Genomic DNA, 19,247 nt, shown 5'->3' on the forward strand with positions numbered 1-19,247 from the left:
CTCCCGGCTGGCGGCCTTTCCCGCCCATGATAGTCTCAAAGTATCATCTGCGCTGAAAGAGCGGAGTCGAACATGTTCACGCCACGCTATCTGTCCTGGTTGCTCTGTGCCGCCATGCTGCCGCTCAGCGGCTGCGATCGGCAAAAAGTCGCCGATGCGATGGGCTGGGGCACTCCGCCCCCTGCCGCTCCAGCCGCCAGTGCCAGCGCGCCGGCCTATACGCCGCTGAGCGCCGATCAACTGTACCAGTTGGTCAGCCCGGTGGCGCTGTTCCCCGACAAGCTGCTGGCGCAGGTGTTGGCCGGCGCGGGCTATCCTGACCAAATCAGCGCCGCGGATGCCTGGCTGGCGCAAAACCGCGGCTTGCAACCGGCGGCGCTCAGCTCGGCGGCCGACGCTCAGCCCTGGGATCCCAGCGTGCGCGGCCTGGTGCAATTCCCCGACGTGCTCGATCAAATGGCGAAAAACATCCCCTGGACCACCGCCCTGGGCAGCGCCTACCTGAACGATCCCACCGACGTGATGAACGCCATTCAGGTGATGCGTCAACGGGCGGCCAGCCAGGGCACGCTGAAAAACACCCCGCAGCAGCGCATCGTCGTGGCGCCGACGACGCGTTATGTCGAACAGCAGCCCTATCGCCAGCGCGTGGTGGCGGCGCCGGGCGAGACCATCGTTATCGAACCCAGCCAGCCGGATACGGTTTACGTCCCGCATTACGATCCCTGGGAGGCCTACGGCACGCCGATCCCGGCCTATCCGAGCTATCAGTATCAGCCCTCGGGCTACAGCGGCGGCGACATGCTGGCGGCCGGCGTGATCAGCTTCGGCGTCGGCATCGCGGTCGCCTCTTTGCTCAACCAACACAACAGCGGCTGGCACAACTGGGATATGCGCTGGGACGATCGGCGCCAGCCGGTGGTCTACCGCAATGCGCCTTACGTATCGCATTCCACCACCGTGGTGAATCGCGTCACTAACATCAACCAATATAACAACGTGAACACTGTGAATCGCAGCAGCACCAGCACGGTGAACAACTACAATACCGCCGCCGCGCCGGCGCCGCGTTTCAGCCAACCGGAGCCTAACGCTGCGCCGCAACAGCCGCGCGTCGCGCCTGCGGCCCACGCGCCGATGACCATGCCGAACTTTGCGCATACCCAGCCGGTGGCGCCTCACGTACAGCAGCCGATAGCCGTACACCCGCCGGTAGCGGCCGCCCCACACGTGCAACAACCGGTCATCGCGCCCCATGCACAGCAGCCGATGAGCACGCCGACGTTCACGCATGCCGTTCCGACGGCGCCTCACCCACAGCAGCCGACAGCCGTACATTCAGCGCCGCTGCAGACGCATCCGATGCCGGCCGCTGCGGCGATGCATCCAGCCGTCGCGCGCCCGCAGATTCAGCCGGCTCCGCACGTCGCTCAGCCGGTGATCCGCGAACCGGCAGCGCCGCAGCATCCGGCGGCGATAAGCCCGATGCCGGCGCCGCAACAGCGCATCATGCCGCATGCGGCCCCGGCGCCGCAGCTCCATCAGACGTCCGTTCAGCCGATGCCGCATCGCCAGGAACCGGTGCCCACGAAGCCGCAGGAACACCGCCCAATCGTCGAGCAGCACAAGGTGGGATAAATCAAGAGAATGTCGCCCCGGCGGAATGGCCGGGGCGAAAAGAAAGCATGGCGTTAGCGGCTCACTTTCACCGCGGTGCCGCTGACGGTCACCATCAGCATGCTGCCGTCTTTGCCAACGGTTTCATAATCGATATCAATGCCGACCACCGCGTTGGCGCCCAGCTCTTTCGCCTGATCTTCCAGCTCTTCGAACGCGATCAGGCGCGCCTTGCGCAGCTCTTTCTCATAAGCGCCCGAGCGGCCGCCGACGATATCGCGCACGCCGGCGAAAAAATCACGAAAAATGTTGGCGCCGAGGATCGCTTCGCCGGTGACGACACCGCAGTATTCGGTGATGGTAAACCCTTCCAGGGTCGGGGTAGTTGAAAGCTGCATCAGAACTCCTTGTTTGATTAATTCAACGTATCTATGACCAGAAGATTGGCATTATGTTCGCTTAATCAATGGCACGCAGTACGAATGCAAGGCCAAAAAACGCATTTATACTGTAAGCTATCGGTCTTCATGGTAGAGACTTTCACATAAGGTAATAAGATGAAAACAAAAACGATTGCGGCTGTTTTACCCTTAGCGCTGTTGCTGAGTGCCTGTACCACGGTGGAACCGGCATACAAGGAAATCGGCACCCGCAGCGGCAGCTGTGTGGAAGGCGGCCCGGATACGGTCGCGCAAAAGTTCTATGACCTGCGCATCCAGCAAGGCTCCAGCCTGCCGGACAGCAACCGCCTGGCGCAGCTGCAGCCTTATCTAAGCAACGTGCTGTATCAGGATCTGGTCAGCGCCACTCAAAATCCGGGCAAGCATCAGATAACCGGCGATCTATTCTCCGGCAACGCGCAGGGGCCAAGCAGCGCGTCCGTCGCCAGCGCCTCGACCATTCCCAACACCGATGCGAAGAACATCCCGCTGCGCGTTGATTTGAGCTACCAGAAAGACGCCAACAGCACCGTGAACTGGCAAGACGAAGTGCTGATGGTGCGCGAAGGCACCTGCTGGGTAGTTGATGATATTCGCTACCTGAATGTTCCAGCGCACGCCACCAACGGCAGCGTGCGTCAGGTGCTGGAAAACCGATAACCCGCACTCCCCGGCCGACGCGGGCCCACCGCGTCGGTCGTTCCTACCTCTCCTTGCGCCGTTCAGATTTCGTCCGATAGAAAAAATTTCGCTACCGATCTCACAGCCTGCGCCACAAATCCCCTCCCTCGGCCTGAGTCGCGGTATCTTGTGCTAATCTTTTACTGTCCCGCCGCACACTCATAAATTTTAACGCACAAAGATTGCATAAGTATTCTGTGGAAGTTAACATTTGCGGCATCAATGTCTATTCAATTCTGGCGCATGAGTATTCAACTTAACGGTATCAATTGCTATTACGGCGCTCACCAGGCGCTGTTTGACATCACGCTGGAATGTCCAGCCGGGGAAACCCTGGTGCTGCTTGGCCCAAGCGGCGCCGGGAAAAGTTCATTGCTGCGGGTGCTGAACCTGCTGGAAATGCCGCGTTCGGGTCAGCTAAAGATCGCCGGCAACCAATTCGATTTCAAGCAGGCGCCGGGCGAAAAAGCCATTCGCGAACTGCGGCAAAATGTCGGCATGGTCTTCCAGCAATACAACCTGTGGCCTCACCTCACCGTGGTCCAGAACCTGATCGAAGCGCCTTGCCGCGTGCTGGGTCTGACCAAGGCTCAGGCGATGGAGCGCGCCGACAAGCTGCTCAAGCGTCTGCGCCTGACCGACTTCGCCGATCGCTTTCCGCTGCACCTTTCCGGCGGCCAGCAGCAGCGCGTAGCGATTGCTCGCGCCCTGATGATGGAGCCGCAGGTGCTGCTGTTCGATGAACCGACCGCGGCGCTGGATCCGGAAATCACCGCCCAGATCGTCAGCATCATTCGCGAACTGGCCGGCACCGGCATCACTCAGGTGATCGTCACCCACGAAGTGGAAGTGGCGCGCAAGACCGCCAGCCGCGTGGTGTACATGGAAAACGGCCACGTAGTGGAGCAAGGCGACAGCAGCCACTTCACGCAGCCGCGGACCACCGAGTTTGCCAACTACTTATCACACTAACAATTAACTTGCTGTAATTTGGGGAGTTTGCGATGAAAAAACTAATAATCGCCGCCGTTCTGGCCGGCATCAGCGTTTCCGCCTCCGCAGCCGAAACCATCCGTTTCGCTACCGAAGCCTCTTATCCTCCGTTTGAATTTATTGACGCCGGCAACAAAATTCAGGGTTTTGATGTCGATCTGGCCAACGCGCTGTGCAAAGAGATGCAGGCCGAGTGCACCTTCACCAATCAGGCGTTCGACAGCCTGATCCCGAGCCTGAAGTTCAAGCGTTTCGATGCGGTCATGGCCGGTATGGACATTACGCCGGAGCGTGAAAAGCAGGTGCTGTTCACCAAGCCGTACTACGATAACTCGGCGCTGTTCATCGCGCAGAAAGGCAAAATCGCCGACGTGGCGGCGCTGAAAGGCAAGAAAGTCGGCGTGCAAAACGGCACCACTCACCAAAAATACCTGACCGACAAGCACCCGGAAATCACCACCGTGCCTTACGACAGCTACCAAAACGCCATTTTGGATCTGAAGAACGGCCGCGTTGATGCGGTGTTCGGCGATACCGCGGTGGTCAACGAGTGGCTGAAGCAGAATGACGCGCTGGCGACAGTAGGCGCTAAAGTAACGGATAAAGACTACTTCGGCACCGGCCTTGGCATCGCGGTACGCCAGAAAAATACCGATCTGCAGGGCAAGTTCAACGCCGCCCTGGACAAGATCAAGCAGGATGGGACCTATGAAACCATCTACAAAAAATGGTTCCAGCAGTAATACGCCCCGATGAATGAATTACAACCTTTAGCAAGCGCCGCCGGCATGACCGTCGGCCTTGCCGTTTGCGCCCTGATCCTCGGGCTGATTCTGGCGATGCTGTTCGCCGTATGGGAATCGTCCCGCTGGAAAGCCGTCAGCTGGCTCGGCACCGCCTGGGTGACCGTGCTGCGCGGCCTGCCGGAAATCCTGGTGGTGCTGTTTATCTATTTCGGCTCGTCGCAGCTGCTGCTGATGCTCTCCGACGGCTTTACCCTTAACCTCGGTCTGTTTCAGTTGCCGATTCAGCTGGCGATCGACAATTTCGAAGTCAGCCCGTTCCTGTGCGGGGTGATCGCCCTGGCCTTGCTCTATTCCGCCTACGCCTCGCAGACGCTGCGCGGCGCGCTCAAAGCGGTGCCGCAGGGGCAGTGGGAATCCGGCCAGGCGCTGGGTCTCGGCAAAGCGGCGATCTTCTTTCGCCTGATCATGCCGCAGATGTGGCGCCACGCCCTGCCCGGCCTCGGCAATCAGTGGCTGGTGCTGCTGAAAGACACCGCGCTGGTGTCGCTGATCAGCGTGAACGATCTGATGTTGCAAACCAAGAGCATCGCCACCCGCACCCAGGAACCCTTTACCTGGTACGTGATCGCGGCGGCCATCTACCTGCTGGTGACACTATTCAGCCAATACGTCATCAAGCGCATTGAACTGCGCGCCACGCGGTTTGAGCGGGGGCCGGCCTGATGATTGAATATTTACCGGAAATCCTCAAAGGGCTGCATACCAGCCTGACACTGACCGTCGCCGCGCTGCTGGTCGCACTGGTGCTGTCGCTGCTGCTGACGGTGATCCTGACGCTGAAAACGCCGGTGCTGACGCCGCTGGTCAAGGCCTATGTGACGCTGTTCACCGGCACGCCGCTGCTGGTGCAGATCTTCCTTATCTACTACGGCCCCGGTCAGTTTCCGGCGATCCGCGACTACCCTTGGCTGTGGAACCTGCTGTCGCAGCCCTGGCTGTGCGCGATGATTGCGCTGGCGCTGAACAGCGCGGCCTATACCACGCAGCTGTTCTACGGCGCGGTGCGCGCCATCCCCGCCGGACAATGGCAGTCGTGCGAAGCGCTTGGCATGTCGCGCCGGCAGACGCTGCGCATTCTGCTGCCATTCGCCTTCAAGCGCGCGCTGTCGTCTTACTCCAACGAAGTGGTGCTGGTGTTCAAAAGCACGTCGCTGGCCTACACCATCACGCTGATGGAAGTGATGGGCTATAGCCAGCTGATGTACGGCCGCACCTACGACGTGATGGTGTTCGGCGCCGCAGGTCTGGTGTACCTGTGCGTCAACGGCCTGCTGACGCTGCTGATGCGGTTGGTGGAGCGCCGCGCGCTGGCGTTTGAGCGCCGCAACTGAAGCCATCCCCCCTCTCCAGCCCCGCCATTGCGCGGGGCTTTTTTTACCCCCATTTCAATATTTAATCATTTATATTGCATTTTAATTCACTTAATGGCAGGGTTATCAGCAGGTGTCCTCGCAAAAACCTCTGGCGATTACCAGTAAAAACAAACGATAGCGAAATAATCACTTTCAGGATCCAGACAGGAGCTCTACGCATGAAAAAACTGCTGCTTGCCGCGACGATGTTGGCCGGAATGACCTTTAACGCCACCGCGGCCGAGACTATCCGCTTCGCCGCCTCCGCCACCTATCCGCCGTTCGAATCGCTGGACGCCAACAACCAGATCGTCGGCTTCGATATCGACCTGGCCAACGCGTTGTGCAAACAGATGCAGGCGCAGTGCACTTTCACCAACCAGGCGTTCGACAGCCTGATCGCCGCGCTGAAATTCAAAAAATACGATGCGGTGATTTCCGGTATGGATATCACGCCGGAGCGCAGCAAACAGGTCGCCTTCACCCAACCTTACTATGCCAACTCGGCGATTGTGATCGCGCAAAAAGGCAAGTTCAGCTCGCTGGCGGATCTGAAAGGCAAAAAGCTCGGCATGGAAAATGGCACCACCCACCAGAAATACATGCAGGACAAGCACCCGGAGATTAACACCGTCTCTTACGACAGCTACCAGAACGCTATTCTGGAGCTGAAAAACGGCCGTATCGACGGCGTCTTCGGCGATACCGCCGTGGTGAACGAGTGGCTGAAAACCAACCCGCAGCTGGCGCCGGTCGGCGAACATATCACCGATGCGCAATACTTCGGCACCGGCCTTGGCATCGCGGTGCGCCCGGACAATCAGGCGCTGCTGGCCAAGCTGAACGCCGCGCTGGACGCCATCAAGGCCGACGGCACCTACAAGGCCATCAACGACAAATGGTTCCCGCAGTAAGTCCGCCTGTGGAGTCGCCCTCCTTCGGCGGCTCCATCCGATTGCCCCCCATTCGGTTAGTGCTAAATTTAATACTGAATTTAGCATCAAGGATAACATCATGACGGTTCAACCCATTCTTGCCGACTCGGCTGTCAGCATCAGCGATTTTAAGAAATCGCCCAACGCCGCCCTTAAAGAGGCACAAGGGCAACCGGTCGCCGTCCTGACCAACGGTAAGATTTCGGGATATTACGTCTCTCCGGAAACCTGGGAGGCGATCGCGGAATACCTGGAAGATATCGAACTCGCTGAAATCGTTCGTTCACGGATGAACGGCAAACGCATTAAGGTCAATTTGGATGACTTATAAGCTTGAATTCGAAGAACATGCGCTGAAGGAATTTAAAAACTGTCCCCGGTGATCCGGGAACAGTTCAAAAAAAAGCTGGCATCGGTGCTGGTTAATCCCCACGTCCCCGCCAACAAACTCGCCGGTTTGCCCGATTGCTACAAAATCAAACTCAGAGCCTCAGGCTTTCGTTTGGTATATCGCGTCATGGAAACGGAGATCGTGGTTCTGGTCCTGTCTGTGGGCAAACGCGAACGTTCAGCGGCTTACACGGCTGCCAAAAAGCGCCTTTAACGCCGCACCAACAGCGTCAACACTTCGTAGTGCGCGGTATGCGGGAACATGTCGAACAGCTGCACCCGTTCGATGCGGTAGCCCGGCAACATCTCGATATCTTTCGCCATGCTCTCGGCGTTGCAGCTGGAATAGAGAATATATTCCGGCGCCATCCGGCTCAAATAATCGCACAGTGCCTGGCCGATGCCGCGGCGCGGCGGGTTGACCAACACCAGCTGCGGCACCTGCCCTTCGGCGGTGGCGAAACGGGTGGAGTCGAGCGCCTGAAAATCGACCTGCAGCAACCCCAATCGCTGCGCCGACTGGCGCGCGCAGGCGATCGCTTCCGCGCTGATTTCGATGCCGGTCAGGCGAGTTTGCGGCTGCGCGCAGTGCAGACCGAAACCGCCGACGCCGCAAAACAGATCCCACATGCTGTCGATACCCAGCGCGCGCACCCAGTCGCGGGCGGTGGCATAAAGATCGGCGGCCACCTGCGGGTTGGTTTGGAAGAAGCTTTGCGGGCGGATGAACAGCGGCACCTGATTGAACTGTTCCTCCAGCGCCTGCTGTTCGGTCAGCGCGATCTCGCGCTCCCCTTCCATGATCGCCATATGCACCGGCTGAATATTGGCGGAGATCACCTTGAGCTGCGGCAACTGCTGCTGCAGCCACGGCAGCGCGGCACGCAGCTGCGCCAGCTTGGTTTCCGAACGCAGCACGAAGCGCAGCATCACGCCGCCGTCTAACGTGCTTTCGGTCAACAACAGGTATTTCAGCTCGCCGCGTTTACGCGCCACGTTATACGGCGTCAGGCCCGCCCGGGCGATGAAGCTTTTCAGCACCGCAAACATCGGCGCAAAGCCGGCGGGGTACAGCGGGCAGTCGCTCAGATCGACCGGCGTGCCGTCGCGGTGCAGCATGCCGAGCAGCGGGCGCTCTACGCTGCCGCTGACCACCATCTTGGCCTTATTGCGAAATGCGCTCAGCTCCCCCGCCACCGGCTGCAGCCACTGCGCGACATCGTGCCCGGCCAGCAGCGATTGCAGGTGATGCTGTTTGTCGGCCAGTTGCTGCGGATAGGGCTTTTCCAGCCACTGACAGGAACGGCAGGTGCCCGCCGTATACAAAGCGCAATGCATGAAGGTTACCGTGAAGTTCAGGATGACGAATTAAGGGCGCAGAGTTTACCACTCCGCGCGCCTAAAATCTCACTTGCGCGCGGCGAAGAAGCGGCGGCTGGCGGCAGGAACGAACAGCAGCGCCAGGATCACCACGTCGGGGATTTTTTGCAGGATCAGAACGTGCAGGATTTGGCCGCTGGTTTCCCCCTCCACGGTGAACACCTCGGGGAAGACGCTGCCGATGGTGGCCAGCAGCAGGTAAAGCACCACGATGCACTGACAGGCCACGTAGCCCCAGCGCCCCCAGTTGCGGCCGCGCATCACCGCAAAACCGCAGCTGATTTGCAGGCACAGCAGCATCAGCCCGGCCAGAAAGATAAAGGTGGAATCCCACGCCTGCGCGCTGGTGCTGACGAACTCCTTCGCGCCGTCGACGCCCAGCTCGCCCAGCAGCAGCACCACGCTGATACACTTGATCGCCACCATGGCGGTGCCCGCCACCATCACCGGCACCGGCGCATCTGCAGTCGATCTTATTCCCTGCCCGCTTTTCAGCATGTCTGACATATCCGTGTTCCGCTACGACGCGCCACTGCCCCTACGCCTTTCACATTGCCGCGTTGTTGGCGGCAGTGTGAAATTCATTGGAGCCATTCAAATGGCGCATGTAAAGTCAGGTAGTTAGTTGCAATACTTATTGATTGCAAAAATAGCAGGTTTGTTACGATTCAGCTACGGGCCGCCCGCTGCAATTCACGCGATCGTTGTTTTTCCGAGCGCGCCATAAACCACCAGGCGATCAGGCCGAGAATGCCCACCACCAGCAGGATCAGGCTGGCCAGCGCGTTAATTTCCGGATTCACCCCCATGCGCACGCTGGAGAACACCAGCATCGGCAACGTGGTGGCGCCCGGGCCGGAGACGAAGCTGGCGATCACCAGATCGTCCAGCGACAGGGTAAACGCCAGCATCCAGCCGGAGATCAGCGCCGGCGCAATCATCGGCAAGGTGATGACGAAAAACACCTTCAGCGGCGGCGCTCCCAGGTCCATCGCCGCCTCTTCAATTGAGCGATCCACCTCGCGCAGACGCGAACTGATCACCACCGCCACATAAGCGGTACAGAAGGTGACATGCGCCAGCCAAATGGTGAACATGCCGCGTTCCGACGGCCAACCGAAGGCGTGCCCCATCGCCACGAACAGCAGCAGCAACGACAGGCCGGTGATCACGTCCGGCATCACCAGCGGCGCGGTCAGCATAAACGCAAAACCGGTCGAGCCGCGAAAACGGCCGAAACGCACCATCACCACCGCAGCGATGGCGCCCAGCACCACCGCGGCAGTGGCGGCGGCGGCGGCGATGGTGAGGCTGAGCCCCACCGCGCTAATCATCGCCGAATCGTGGAACAGTTCGCTATACCAGCGCGTGGACCAGCCGGCCCACACCGTCACCAGCTTGGAGCTGTTGAAGGAGTAAATCACCAGCATCAGCATCGGCGCATACAGGAAGGTAAAGCCAACAGTCAGGATGGCGATGCGCCACGGTGAACGCACTACCGGCAAGTTGTTCATGCCTGGCCTCCCATTTCCTTGTTCTGGTGCTTGTGGAACCACAATATTGGCACGATCAGCAACAGCAGCATGATGGTAGCGACCGCCGAGGCCACCGGCCAGTCGCGGTTATTGAAGAACTCCTGCCACAGCACGCGGCCGATCATGATGCTGTCCGGCCCGCCGAGCAGCTCCGGGATCACGAACTCCCCCACCGCCGGAATGAATACCAGCATCGAGCCGGCGATGATGCCGCCGCGCGTCAGCGGCACGATCACGCTGAAAAAGGTTTTCAGCGGCCGGGCGCCCAGATCCAGCGACGCCTCCACCAGCGAGTAATCCAGCCGGATCAGCGCCGTGTAGATCGGCAACACCATAAACGGCAGGTAGGAATAGACGATGCCGATATACACCGCCAGGTTGGTGTGCAGGATCACCAGCGGCTGGTCGATCACCCCTAACCACATCAGAAAGTTGTTCAGCGTGCCGTTGTTTTTCAGAATGCCCATCCAGGCATAGACTCGGATCAGGAACGAGGTCCAGGAAGGCAGGATCACCAGCAACAGCAGGATGTTGCGGGTCGACGCCTTGCTGTGGGCCACCGCCCAGGCCAGCGGATAGCCGATGATCAGGCAACACAGCGTCGAAACCGCCGCCACGCGCAGCGACTGCAGATAAGCGTCGATATACAGCGGATCGTCGGTCAGCTGCAGGTAGTTGGCGAAGTTGAGCGCGATGTTCAGTTTGCCGTCCACCCAGCTCATCAGCTCGGTGTAGGGCGGCACCGCCATCGCCAACTCTGCCAGGCTGATCTTGAACACGATCAGGAAAGGCAGCATAAACAGCAGCGTCAGCCATAAATACGGCAGCGCGATCACCAGCTTACGGCCATGGGCCATCAGCAGGCGATGGAACAGCGCCCTGAGGGCACCGGGCGCTTTGGCCGGCGGTTCCGGCGCGCGTTCAGAAAGCAGGGTCATACGGGTTACTCCTCACCGGCTCCACTACACCGTCAACACGACGCAGCTGTCGGTTTCCCAACATAGACGCACTTCATCGCCCCAGGTGGGCATCCCCTTGCGGAAACGATGGCCGTTTTGCAGCTGGGCGCTGATGATCTGCCCGCTGTGCAGCTTCACGTGGTAGATGGACAGATCGCCCAGATAGGAAATGTGCGCCACTTCCCCCACCGCGAAGTTGCAGCCGTCTTCCGGCACTTGTTCGCACAGCAGGATCTTTTCCGGCCGCAGCGCGACCTGGATCGGCACGCCGTCCACCACCGAGGCGTCCGGATCCACTTTGATCGCATGACGCAGCCCCGGGCTTTGCAGGATCAGCGCATCGTCGTGGCGCTCTTGCAGCACGCAGTCGAAGACGTTGACCGAACCGATAAATTCGGCGCTGAAGCGGCTGTTCGGATGCTCGTAGATCTCTTCCGGCTCGCCGATCTGCACGAACTTGCCGCGGTTCATGATGGCGATGCGCCCCGCCATGGTCATCGCTTCTTCCTGATCGTGCGTCACCATCACGCAGGTCACGCCGACGCGCTCGAGAATGTCGGTCACTTCCAGCTGCATGCGGTCGCGCAACTTCTTGTCCAGCGCGCCCATGGGCTCATCCAGCAGCAGCAGCTTCGGCCGCTTGGCCAGGCTGCGCGCCAGCGCCACCCGCTGCCGTTGACCGCCGGAAAGCTGGTGCGGTTTGCGCTTGGCGTACTCCTGCATGTGCACCAGCGCCAGCATTTCGGCCACCCGCTCGGCGATCTCCGCTCGCGGCATTTTGTCCTGCTTCAGGCCAAACGCGATGTTCTGCTCCACGGTCATGTGCGGGAACAGCGCGTACGACTGAAACATCATATTGATCGGCCGCTGGTACGGCGGCACATGCGACATATCCTGCCCGTCGAGCACGATCTGCCCTTCCGTCGGCTGCTCAAAGCCGGCCAGCATGCGCAGCAAGGTGGACTTGCCGCAGCCGGACGGGCCAAGCAGCGCAAAGATCTCACCCTTATAGATGGTGAGGCTGACGTCTTCGACCGCATTCTGCCCGTCGAAGGTTTTGGTGAGGTTACGGATTTCCAGCAGAGGGGTGAAAACCTTCTGCGACTTGGCTTGAGGACGAGGAATAGCGTCGTTCAATCGGGGTGCTCTCCGGCGTAAAGCGGCACAAAACCACAGCGAGCGCCGTGGCCCAAAACGGCAATGCAGGCGGGGAACACCCGCCTGCCGGTTTACCGACGATGGGGGCTCCCCCATCATCACTTCCCGCTTTTAACTTTAGTCCATGCGCGGGTAATGACACGGTCCAGCTTCGGCGACTGCACGTTGAGCGTGAACAGCTTGGCGCGCAAATCGGCCGGCGGATAGACGTTCGGATTATCGCGCACTTCGGCGTTCACCAGCGGCGTGGAATCTTTCACCGCATTGGCGTAGTAAATGTGGTTACTGATGTCCGCCATCACATCCGGCTTCAGCAGGAAGTTCAGGAACTGGTAGGCGGCGTCCTTGCTTTTGGCGTCCGCCGGCATGGCGAACATGTCAAAGTAGGTCAGCGCCCCCTCTTTCGGGATCGCATAGGCCACATTCACGCCGTTCTTCGCCTCTTTGGCGCGGTTGGCCGCCTGCATCACGTCGCCGGACCAGCCGATCGCCACGCAGATGTCACCGTTCGCCAGATCGTTGATGTACTGAGAAGAGTGAAAATAGCGGATGTTCGGCCGCAGCTTCAGCAGCAGATCGTTGGCCGCGCCGGTGTAGTCCGCCGCGTTGGTGCTGTTGGGATCTTTGCCCAGATAATGCAGCACGGTGGCGTAGACCTCGCTCGGCGCATCGAGGAAGGAGACGCCGCAGCTCTTGAGCTTCTCCAGGGTTTCCGGCTTGAAGATCAGATCCCAGCTGTTGACCGGCGCGTCTTTGCCCAGCACCGCTTTCACCTTGTCGACGTTATAGCCGATGCCGGTGGTCACCATCATGTAAGGGATGCCGTATTTGTTGTCTTTGTCGTTATGCGCCACCAGCTTCAGCATCTCGGGATCGAGATTTTTGTAGTTGGGGATCTTGCTCTTGTCGAGCGGCTCGAAAATGCCGGCCTGCGACTGACGCTCGAGGAAGTTGGATGAAGGGACCACCAAATCGTAACCGGTGCTGCCCGCCATCAGTTTGCCTTCCAACACTTCGTTGGAGTCAAAGACGTCGTACACCACTTTGATACCGGTTTCTTTCTGGAATTTGGCCAGGGTATCCGGCGCGATATAGTCGGACCAGTTATACACGTGCAGCGTTTTCTCTTCGGCTGACGCCGTGACGGACGCGGCCATCAACAGCCCGGCAACCACACCCGATAACCACTTTTTACGTTGGGTGACCATCCGTAACTTCCTCCAAAACAGGGTAAATCATAGAATTGAACTTGTATCTGCAGCGATACAAAACCTTTCCTGATTGAGCGCAATCGTTGCAACCGCGAAATGAATGGCTATGCATATGATTGCATGCGCCTTTTTGCACTGCCCTGCTCGCGTGGTTACAAGGGAAATCGCAAGCCCTTTGCAGAATCAGCAGCATAGCCGCTGCCATCGCAACCCGCCAGCCCCCAGGGTAAAAAACGCCATTTATCGATTTTTTATGCAATTTTTCTCTATGTGATACGGCATTAACGGCGTAAAAGCCGAGAAAGATCGGGCGGCAGAGGCCAAAGTGCAGAATATTTAATTGCGGAGGGGAGTCACGGCAGCATGCCGCCGGAGCGACGGCATGCTTAAGGTACAGCGAGGATCAGTGCAACATCGGCTGACGCACGGCGCCAGCGGGGATCTCTTCTTCATCCCCCATAAACAGCAGATCGTTCGCCCGCGCCTCGAGGATCACCATCGAGACCTGCTCTTCGCCCTGCTGCATGAAGTGGGTGAACTGCTCGTAGGTGATGCCGACCGCCACGCTCAGCGACTGGCAGACGATCAGCTTCGGCAGGTTGTCGTCCTGAATGTCGACAAAGGCCTTGATGGTCAGCGAGCTGGCGTTGATCTGGCTCAGGTCCGCCACCAGCGGGATCAGCGCGGTCGGCTTCACCTCGGCCAGCGCGGAGAACAGGATGACGTTGTCCACCAGATCTATCTTGGCGTCGAACACGCCGTCGAAGTTCTGCATGTGCGGCAGGTGTAGCGCCTGGCAGGAATCGCACTCAAAGAAAGAAATGCCCGACTGATCCAGCCAGCGCCGCAACAGCGCCAAATCGGGGACAATGAGTGAATCCATAATAACCAGCCTCACAATATTCAAAACGCGAAAAGGCGCATAGCTTACGGAATATTCACCCGATACGCCACGATCAATGCGGCTTAATTCACTAATTAAGATATTGCTCGGCGGGAAAAGCGCAACGCGCGTACCGTCAGCCGCCTGATTTCAGGCGGAACCCCGGCCGGCCGCGCTGCTCGATGTATTCGATCATCATGCCGGCAATGTCCAGCCCGGTAGTGGTTTCCACCCCTTCCAGCCCCGGTGACGCGTTGACCTCCATCACCAGCGGGCCGCGCTCGGCGCGCAGGATATCCACCCCGGCCACGTCCAGCCCCAGCGTGTTCGCCGCTTTGACCGCAATCGCCCGCTCCCTGGCGGTGACGGTCACTTTGCGGGCGGTGCCGCCACGGTGCAGGTTGGAACGAAACTCGCCGGGCTTCGCCTGCCGCTCGATGGCGGCCACCACCCGGCCGCCCACCACCAGGCAGCGCACATCGCGTCCCTGCGCTTCGCGCACGTACTCCTGCACCAGAATATGGGCGTTCAGGCCGCGAAAGGCGTCGATCACGCTTTCTGCCGCCTGGCGAGTTTCCGCCAGCACCACCCCGATGCCCTGCGTGCCTTCCACCAGTTTGACCACCAGCGGCGCGCCGCCGACCAGTTCGATCAGATCGCCGGTATCGTCCGGTGAATGGGCGAAACCGGTGATCGGCAGATCGATACCCTGCCGGGCCAGCAGTTGCAGCGAACGCAGCTTGTCGCGGGCGCGGGTAATGGCCACGGATTCGTTGAGCGGGTAGCTGCCGAGCAGCTCGAATTGGCGCAGCACCGCGGTGCCGTAAAAGGTGATGGCGGAACCGATGCGCGGGATCACCGCGTCATAACGCTCCAGCTGACGGCCGCGATAGTGAATGGTCGGCGCCGCCGGGTTGATGTTCATATAACAGGAAAGCGGATCGATGATATCGATGCTGTGCCCGCGATCTTCCGCCGCTTCACGCAGCCGTTTGCATGAATAGAGCGATCCGTCGCGAGAAAGAATGGCAATTTTCACTCGTCACCCCAAAAAGGCCAACGCCTGCCCCGCAGGCGGGTTAGCGGCCGCGGCGCTCAGGCGCGCGGATCGCCGTCCTGATGATTTTTCGATGCGTCCGCATCTTGCGGCTTGCGGCGATCGTTTTCCGGCGGCAGGCCGCCACGCATCAGCGGCCCGAAACCCTGCACCACGCGCCATACCAGAAACGCCGCCGCCGGCACCATCAGCGCCACGCCGAGGAAAATCATGCCGACCGCCGCCTGTTGCGACGCCAGCCAGCCCGGCAGCTGCAGGTGGCCGTGAATGCTGAGGTAGGCCAATACCAGCATCACGATGCCCAGCCCTTCCAACACCAGCACCGGGCGCGGTAAGTCACCGAATGAACGCATATTTTTCTTCTCCAGAAGGTCTGCCCCAAGTGTAGTGAATTCCCGTCGACGGCGACAGCCCCGGCAGACTAATTGGTTACATGAATCAGATTAACAGGTAATTCCTGCTTTTTTTTCACCGCCTCAACGGGCATAGTAGGCGCCATCTGACGCAGGTAATGACTTTTTCGGTGACGGGATGTCGTTGCGGTAGCGAACAATTTTTTGAAAATCCAATTAAGGAGCGTTGCATGTTTGCAGTAATCTTCGGGCGTCCTGGCTGTCCTTATTGTGTCCGCGCTAAAGAACTGGCGGAAAAACTGACTGAAGAACGCGACGATTTCAACTTCCGTTACGTTGACATCCACGCGGAAGGCATCACCAAGGCCGATCTGGAAAAAACCGTCGGTAAACCGGTTGAAACCGTGCCGCAGATCTTCCTGGACGAGAAGCACATCGGCGGTTGCACCGATTTCGAAGCTTACGCTAAAGAACACCTGAACCTGTTCCAGTAAGTTTTTGAACGACAAAAAAGGCGCTTAACGCGCCTTTTTTTATTGCCGCTGCCGCCGATGCAGCTGCTGGAGCGTGTGCAACAGACCGAGGGCGAACAGCATCAGCATCGCGCCGAACACGCACCAGAACACCGCGCTGGTGGCGTAAGCCAGCTCCTGCCAGAACGAATAGGACGGCGTCAGCCAGAAGTGACGGATCAGCAGGCACAGCGGCAAGGCATACAGCGCCCCCAGCAGCGGACACAGCAGCCGCTTGCGGCTCGACAGATAGCTGGCGATCGCGCCGGGGATCACAAACAGCAGCAGGCCGGTTTCCCCGTGGTGCTCATGATCCGTGCTGCCGAACAGGCCGGTTTGCTGGCCGAGAAACACCAGGTTGAACAACAGAAAACAGCTGAGAATGCCCAGCCAATATCGATAACTCGTCATGCGAATTCTCCCCCGCCCAATTACCGCATCAATAGAAATCAGCCCGGCCCCCCGTGAGGTGACGCTGAACCGAATTTTTTCCTTGGTCAAAAGAGAGTTAAATGCGCACGGCGGCGCAGGAAATCAGCTTTCTGTGCTGGCTGTCATCGGTCATAGCGTCTAGAATGAACGCCGCCGAACGATGGTTCGCTTCGCTTTCTGCTGGTGGTGATTTATGACGTCGTTTTAAGGCTGAATTTATCTCTTATAGTTATCTATATCAAGCACTTACTGGTAAACAATAAGTTATCCTCCGTGAACATAAACGTCGCTAGTTTGTTAAACGGTAACTACATTCTGTTACTGTTCGTGGTACTCGCACTGGGGCTGTGCCTCGGTAAACTCCGTCTGGGCTCCGTCCAACTCGGTAATTCCATTGGCGTTTTGGTGGTTTCCCTGTTGCTCGGCCAGCAACACTTCGCCATTAACACCGAGGCGCTGAATCTCGGCTTCATGCTGTTTATTTTCTGCGTCGGGGTGGAAGCCGGGCCTAACTTTTTCTCGATTTTCTTCCGCGACGGCAAAAATTACCTGATGCTGGCGCTGGTGATGGTCGGTTCGGCGATGGTGATCGCCATCGGTCTCGGCAAGCTGTTCCACTGGGACATCGGCCTGACCGCCGGCATGCTGGCCGGCTCGATGACCTCCACGCCGGTGCTGGTGGGGGCCGGCGATACGCTGCGCAACACCATCGTCAACGGCCCGGCGCTGCTGGCGGCGCAGGATCATCTGAGCCTCGGCTATGCCCTCACCTACCTGATCGGTCTGGTCAGCCTGATTTTTGGCGCGCGCTACCTGCCGAAGCTGCAGCACCAGGATCTGTCCACCTCCGCCCAGCAAATCGCTCGTGAACGCGGCCTGGACACCGACAGCCAGCGCAAAGTCTACCTGCCGGTGATCCGCGCCTACCGCGTCGGCCCCGAGCTGGTGGCCTGGGCCGACGGCAAGAACCTGCGCGAGCTGGGCATCTACCGCCAGACCGGCTGCTACATCGAACGCATCCGCCGCAACGGCATTCTGGCCAACCCGGACGGTGACGCGGTGCTGCAGGTAGGAGACGAGATCTCGCTGGTCGGCTACCCGGACGCCCACGCGCGGCTGGATCCGAGCTTCCGCAACGGTAAGGAAGTGTTCGATCGCGATCTGCTCGACATGCGCATCGTGACCGAAGAGATCGTGGTGAAGAACAGCAACGCGGTGAACAAACGCCTGAGCCAGCTGAAGCTGACCGACCACGGCTGCTTCCTCAACCGCGTGATCCGCAGCCAGATCGAAATGCCGATCGACGACAGCATCGTGCTCAACAAAGGCGACGTGCTGCAGGTGAGCGGCGACGCGCGCCGGGTGAAGAGCGTGGCGGAGAAAATTGGCTTTATCTCGATTCACAGCCAGGTGACCGATCTGCTGGCGTTCTGCGCCTTCTTCATCATCGGCCTTTTGATCGGCCAGATCACCATTCAGTTCAGCAACTTCTCGTTCGGCATCGGCAACGCCGCCGGCCTGCTGATGTCCGGCATCATGCTCGGCTTCCTGCGCGCCAACCACCCGACCTTCGGCTACATTCCGCAGGGTGCGCTGAACATGGTGAAAGAGTTCGGTCTGATGGTGTTTATGGCGGGCGTGGGCCTGAGCGCCGGCGCGGGCATCGGCCACAGCCTGGGCGCGGTCGGCGGCCAGATGCTGATCGCCGGGCTGATCGTCAGCCTGGTGCCGGTGATTATCTGCTTCCTGTTCGGCGCCTACGTGCTGCGCATGAACCGCGCCCTGCTGTTCGGCGCGATTATGGGCGCCCGCACCTGCGCGCCGGCGATGGAAATTATCAGCGATACCGCGCGCAGCAACATCCCGGCGTTGGGCTACGCCGGCACCTACGCCATCGCTAACGTGCTGTTAACGCTGGCGGGTTCACTCATCGTGGTGCTATGGCCGGGCATACTCGGCTGATCGATTAGCGGGAGAGATGGATCGGCGATAAAAATATTTTGATTTTTTTGTCGCCGGCCAGAACTTTCGTTGGGGGCCGCAGTCTGAATTAGTGCCACTGCTTTTCTTTGATGTCCCCATTTTGTGGAGCCCGATAATCCCGCCTTTTAGGTTCAAGATTATCGGGTTTTTTGTTGCCTTGAAAAAATATCCTTATAAAACAATGCCAAGAAAAACACATAACTACCCTGTGGCGACAAAGTGGCGACAGCCATTTTACGGGCATAAAAAAACCTGCTTTCGCAGGCTTCTTGTTAAATCCAAAGTGTTCCCTGATTGCTTCGCGTTGGGTGTGGCGGAACGATATCAACTTTGCCCGGTGAAACGATCTGCCGCTGAATAGATTCCAGCGTCACAAAAGTACAACTGCAGTTTATGTTTTGGCATTGATGATAACGCTCTTTAGTGTTCTCACTTAGATAGCGGCTTGTGCGGGCATGGGCGGCAGTTCGGCAAAGCGGGCAATGCATCATGTTGATATTCTCTTCTCAATCTCTCATTTGTCGCGATAATACTCCGCCCGATCGAGAACAAAACTACCTTTGAAGTGAA

Annotated in this window: 22 protein-coding genes and 1 pseudogene; 11 read left to right on the forward strand and 12 right to left on the reverse strand. The window is 59.0% G+C overall.

The window, feature by feature from the left end:
• The first annotated feature begins 72 nt into the window (after positions 1–72).
• Positions 73–1,638, forward strand: a complete 1,566-nt coding sequence (locus IMX17_RS10100) for a DUF3300 domain-containing protein (protein ID WP_193549700.1) — start codon at positions 73–75, stop codon at positions 1,636–1,638.
• A 53-nt stretch (positions 1,639–1,691) separates the two neighbouring features.
• Here IMX17_RS10100 and IMX17_RS10105 read toward each other — a convergent pair whose 3' ends face one another.
• Positions 1,692–2,015, reverse strand: a complete 324-nt coding sequence (locus IMX17_RS10105) for a heavy metal-binding domain-containing protein (protein WP_004928400.1) — start codon at positions 2,013–2,015, stop codon at positions 1,692–1,694.
• 159 nt (positions 2,016–2,174) lie between these two features.
• Between IMX17_RS10105 and IMX17_RS10110 the strand changes: the two genes are divergently transcribed.
• The 8 genes and pseudogenes from IMX17_RS10110 (at position 2,175) to IMX17_RS10145 (ending at position 7,428) form a co-directional block, all read left to right on the forward strand.
• Positions 2,175–2,717 carry a lipoprotein gene (locus IMX17_RS10110; protein ID WP_094142943.1) on the forward strand — a complete coding sequence of 181 codons (543 nt, stop codon included), beginning with the start codon at positions 2,175–2,177 and terminating at the stop codon, positions 2,715–2,717.
• A gap of 264 nt (positions 2,718–2,981) precedes the next feature.
• The gene (gene artP / locus IMX17_RS10115) at positions 2,982–3,710 is read left to right on the forward strand and encodes an arginine ABC transporter ATP-binding protein ArtP (RefSeq protein WP_089192582.1); all 729 of its coding nucleotides are present in this window, start codon (positions 2,982–2,984) and stop codon (positions 3,708–3,710) included.
• Positions 3,711–3,742: 32 nt separating this feature from the next.
• A complete protein-coding gene (artJ, locus tag IMX17_RS10120) occupies positions 3,743–4,474 on the forward strand; it encodes an arginine ABC transporter substrate-binding protein (RefSeq protein WP_033642533.1) in 732 nt (243 codons plus the stop codon).
• 9 nt (positions 4,475–4,483) lie between these two features.
• On the forward strand, positions 4,484–5,200 hold the full coding sequence (gene artQ, locus IMX17_RS10125; protein ID WP_015377299.1) for an arginine ABC transporter permease ArtQ: 717 nt from the start codon (positions 4,484–4,486) through the stop codon (positions 5,198–5,200).
• Entirely contained in the window at positions 5,200–5,868 is a 669-nt protein-coding gene (gene artM / locus IMX17_RS10130; protein WP_094142945.1) for an arginine ABC transporter permease ArtM, read from the forward strand. Before artQ ends, artM begins: the two co-directional genes overlap by 1 nt.
• A gap of 200 nt (positions 5,869–6,068) precedes the next feature.
• On the forward strand, positions 6,069–6,803 hold the full coding sequence (gene artJ, locus IMX17_RS10135) for an arginine ABC transporter substrate-binding protein (RefSeq protein ID WP_015377297.1): 735 nt from the start codon (positions 6,069–6,071) through the stop codon (positions 6,801–6,803).
• Positions 6,804–6,903: 100 nt separating this feature from the next.
• Entirely contained in the window at positions 6,904–7,155 is a 252-nt protein-coding gene (locus IMX17_RS10140) for a type II toxin-antitoxin system Phd/YefM family antitoxin (RefSeq protein ID WP_004928423.1), read from the forward strand.
• Positions 7,145–7,428: pseudogene (locus tag IMX17_RS10145) on the forward strand (type II toxin-antitoxin system RelE/ParE family toxin). The gene IMX17_RS10140 and the pseudogene IMX17_RS10145 overlap by 11 nt, the downstream one beginning before the upstream one ends.
• Here the strand turns inward: IMX17_RS10145 and rlmC are convergent.
• The 9 genes from rlmC to IMX17_RS10190 form a co-directional block, all read right to left on the reverse strand.
• Positions 7,425–8,552 carry a 23S rRNA (uracil(747)-C(5))-methyltransferase RlmC gene (rlmC, locus tag IMX17_RS10150; RefSeq protein WP_046897049.1) on the reverse strand — a complete coding sequence of 376 codons (1,128 nt, stop codon included), beginning with the start codon at positions 8,550–8,552 and terminating at the stop codon, positions 7,425–7,427. The pseudogene IMX17_RS10145 and the gene rlmC sit on opposite strands and share 4 nt — an antisense overlap.
• Before the next feature lie 69 nt (positions 8,553–8,621).
• Positions 8,622–9,101, reverse strand: coding sequence for a YbjO family protein (locus IMX17_RS10155; RefSeq protein WP_046897048.1), 480 nt, complete (start codon positions 9,099–9,101; stop codon positions 8,622–8,624).
• Between the two features lie 161 nt (positions 9,102–9,262).
• A complete protein-coding gene (gene potI / locus IMX17_RS10160) occupies positions 9,263–10,108 on the reverse strand; it encodes a putrescine ABC transporter permease PotI (RefSeq protein ID WP_042784088.1) in 846 nt (281 codons plus the stop codon).
• Positions 10,105–11,067 carry a putrescine ABC transporter permease PotH gene (potH, locus tag IMX17_RS10165; protein ID WP_042784087.1) on the reverse strand — a complete coding sequence of 321 codons (963 nt, stop codon included), beginning with the start codon at positions 11,065–11,067 and terminating at the stop codon, positions 10,105–10,107. Before potH ends, potI begins: the two co-directional genes overlap by 4 nt.
• A 24-nt stretch (positions 11,068–11,091) precedes the next feature.
• On the reverse strand, positions 11,092–12,225 hold the full coding sequence (gene potG, locus IMX17_RS10170; RefSeq protein WP_004938650.1) for a putrescine ABC transporter ATP-binding subunit PotG: 1,134 nt from the start codon (positions 12,223–12,225) through the stop codon (positions 11,092–11,094).
• 119 nt (positions 12,226–12,344) lie between these two features.
• The gene (potF, locus tag IMX17_RS10175) at positions 12,345–13,454 is read right to left on the reverse strand and encodes a spermidine/putrescine ABC transporter substrate-binding protein PotF (protein ID WP_193549701.1); all 1,110 of its coding nucleotides are present in this window, start codon (positions 13,452–13,454) and stop codon (positions 12,345–12,347) included.
• Positions 13,455–13,860: 406 nt separating this feature from the next.
• Positions 13,861–14,340 (reverse strand): YbjN domain-containing protein, encoded by a 480-nt coding sequence (locus tag IMX17_RS10180; protein ID WP_004938666.1) that lies wholly within the window; start codon positions 14,338–14,340, stop codon positions 13,861–13,863.
• A gap of 136 nt (positions 14,341–14,476) precedes the next feature.
• A complete protein-coding gene (gene rimK, locus IMX17_RS10185) occupies positions 14,477–15,379 on the reverse strand; it encodes a 30S ribosomal protein S6--L-glutamate ligase (protein WP_046897047.1) in 903 nt (300 codons plus the stop codon).
• Positions 15,380–15,435: 56 nt separating this feature from the next.
• Positions 15,436–15,750, reverse strand: coding sequence for a YbjC family protein (locus tag IMX17_RS10190; RefSeq protein WP_046897046.1), 315 nt, complete (start codon positions 15,748–15,750; stop codon positions 15,436–15,438).
• Between the two features lie 230 nt (positions 15,751–15,980).
• Between IMX17_RS10190 and IMX17_RS10195 the strand changes: the two genes are divergently transcribed.
• On the forward strand, positions 15,981–16,244 hold the full coding sequence (locus IMX17_RS10195) for a GrxA family glutaredoxin (protein WP_004938676.1): 264 nt from the start codon (positions 15,981–15,983) through the stop codon (positions 16,242–16,244).
• A gap of 39 nt (positions 16,245–16,283) precedes the next feature.
• Here IMX17_RS10195 and IMX17_RS10200 read toward each other — a convergent pair whose 3' ends face one another.
• Positions 16,284–16,673, reverse strand: coding sequence for an inner membrane protein YbjM (locus IMX17_RS10200; RefSeq protein WP_033642521.1), 390 nt, complete (start codon positions 16,671–16,673; stop codon positions 16,284–16,286).
• Positions 16,674–16,967: 294 nt separating this feature from the next.
• Between IMX17_RS10200 and IMX17_RS10205 the strand changes: the two genes are divergently transcribed.
• Positions 16,968–18,656: an aspartate:alanine antiporter gene (locus IMX17_RS10205; RefSeq protein WP_004938680.1), complete on the forward strand. Its 1,689-nt coding sequence runs from the start codon at positions 16,968–16,970 to the stop codon at positions 18,654–18,656.
• Positions 18,657–18,949: 293 nt separating this feature from the next.
• Here the strand turns inward: IMX17_RS10205 and IMX17_RS10210 are convergent, their stop codons facing one another.
• Positions 18,950–19,168: a DNA-binding transcriptional regulator gene (locus tag IMX17_RS10210; RefSeq protein ID WP_094142955.1), complete on the reverse strand. Its 219-nt coding sequence runs from the start codon at positions 19,166–19,168 to the stop codon at positions 18,950–18,952.
• Between the last annotated feature and the right edge of the window lie 79 nt (positions 19,169–19,247).

The sequence above is a fragment of the Serratia sp. X3 genome (assembly GCF_014982455.1).
Taxonomy (GTDB): domain Bacteria; phylum Pseudomonadota; class Gammaproteobacteria; order Enterobacterales; family Enterobacteriaceae; genus Serratia; species Serratia ureilytica.

Bases quoted from the DNA above. Each gene is read 5' to 3' on its own strand.
- IMX17_RS10100 (WP_193549700.1), top strand. From the start codon at position 73: ATGTTCACGCCACGCTATCTGTCCTGGTTGCTCTGTGCCGCCATGCTG.
- IMX17_RS10105 (WP_004928400.1), bottom strand. From the start codon at position 2,015: ATGCAGCTTTCAACTACCCCGACCCTGGAAGGGTTTACCATCACCGAA.
- IMX17_RS10110 (WP_094142943.1), top strand. From the start codon at position 2,175: ATGAAAACAAAAACGATTGCGGCTGTTTTACCCTTAGCGCTGTTGCTG.
- artP (WP_089192582.1), top strand. From the start codon at position 2,982: ATGAGTATTCAACTTAACGGTATCAATTGCTATTACGGCGCTCACCAG.
- artJ (WP_033642533.1), top strand. From the start codon at position 3,743: ATGAAAAAACTAATAATCGCCGCCGTTCTGGCCGGCATCAGCGTTTCC.
- artQ (WP_015377299.1), top strand. From the start codon at position 4,484: ATGAATGAATTACAACCTTTAGCAAGCGCCGCCGGCATGACCGTCGGC.
- artM (WP_094142945.1), top strand. From the start codon at position 5,200: ATGATTGAATATTTACCGGAAATCCTCAAAGGGCTGCATACCAGCCTG.
- artJ (WP_015377297.1), top strand. From the start codon at position 6,069: ATGAAAAAACTGCTGCTTGCCGCGACGATGTTGGCCGGAATGACCTTT.
- IMX17_RS10140 (WP_004928423.1), top strand. From the start codon at position 6,904: ATGACGGTTCAACCCATTCTTGCCGACTCGGCTGTCAGCATCAGCGAT.
- rlmC (WP_046897049.1), bottom strand. From the start codon at position 8,552: ATGCATTGCGCTTTGTATACGGCGGGCACCTGCCGTTCCTGTCAGTGG.
- IMX17_RS10155 (WP_046897048.1), bottom strand. From the start codon at position 9,101: ATGTCAGACATGCTGAAAAGCGGGCAGGGAATAAGATCGACTGCAGAT.
- potI (WP_042784088.1), bottom strand. From the start codon at position 10,108: ATGAACAACTTGCCGGTAGTGCGTTCACCGTGGCGCATCGCCATCCTG.
- potH (WP_042784087.1), bottom strand. From the start codon at position 11,067: ATGACCCTGCTTTCTGAACGCGCGCCGGAACCGCCGGCCAAAGCGCCC.
- potF (WP_193549701.1), bottom strand. From the start codon at position 13,454: ATGGTCACCCAACGTAAAAAGTGGTTATCGGGTGTGGTTGCCGGGCTG.
- IMX17_RS10180 (WP_004938666.1), bottom strand. From the start codon at position 14,340: ATGGATTCACTCATTGTCCCCGATTTGGCGCTGTTGCGGCGCTGGCTG.
- IMX17_RS10190 (WP_046897046.1), bottom strand. From the start codon at position 15,750: ATGCGTTCATTCGGTGACTTACCGCGCCCGGTGCTGGTGTTGGAAGGG.
- IMX17_RS10195 (WP_004938676.1), top strand. From the start codon at position 15,981: ATGTTTGCAGTAATCTTCGGGCGTCCTGGCTGTCCTTATTGTGTCCGC.
- IMX17_RS10200 (WP_033642521.1), bottom strand. From the start codon at position 16,673: ATGACGAGTTATCGATATTGGCTGGGCATTCTCAGCTGTTTTCTGTTG.
- IMX17_RS10210 (WP_094142955.1), bottom strand. From the start codon at position 19,168: ATGATGCATTGCCCGCTTTGCCGAACTGCCGCCCATGCCCGCACAAGC.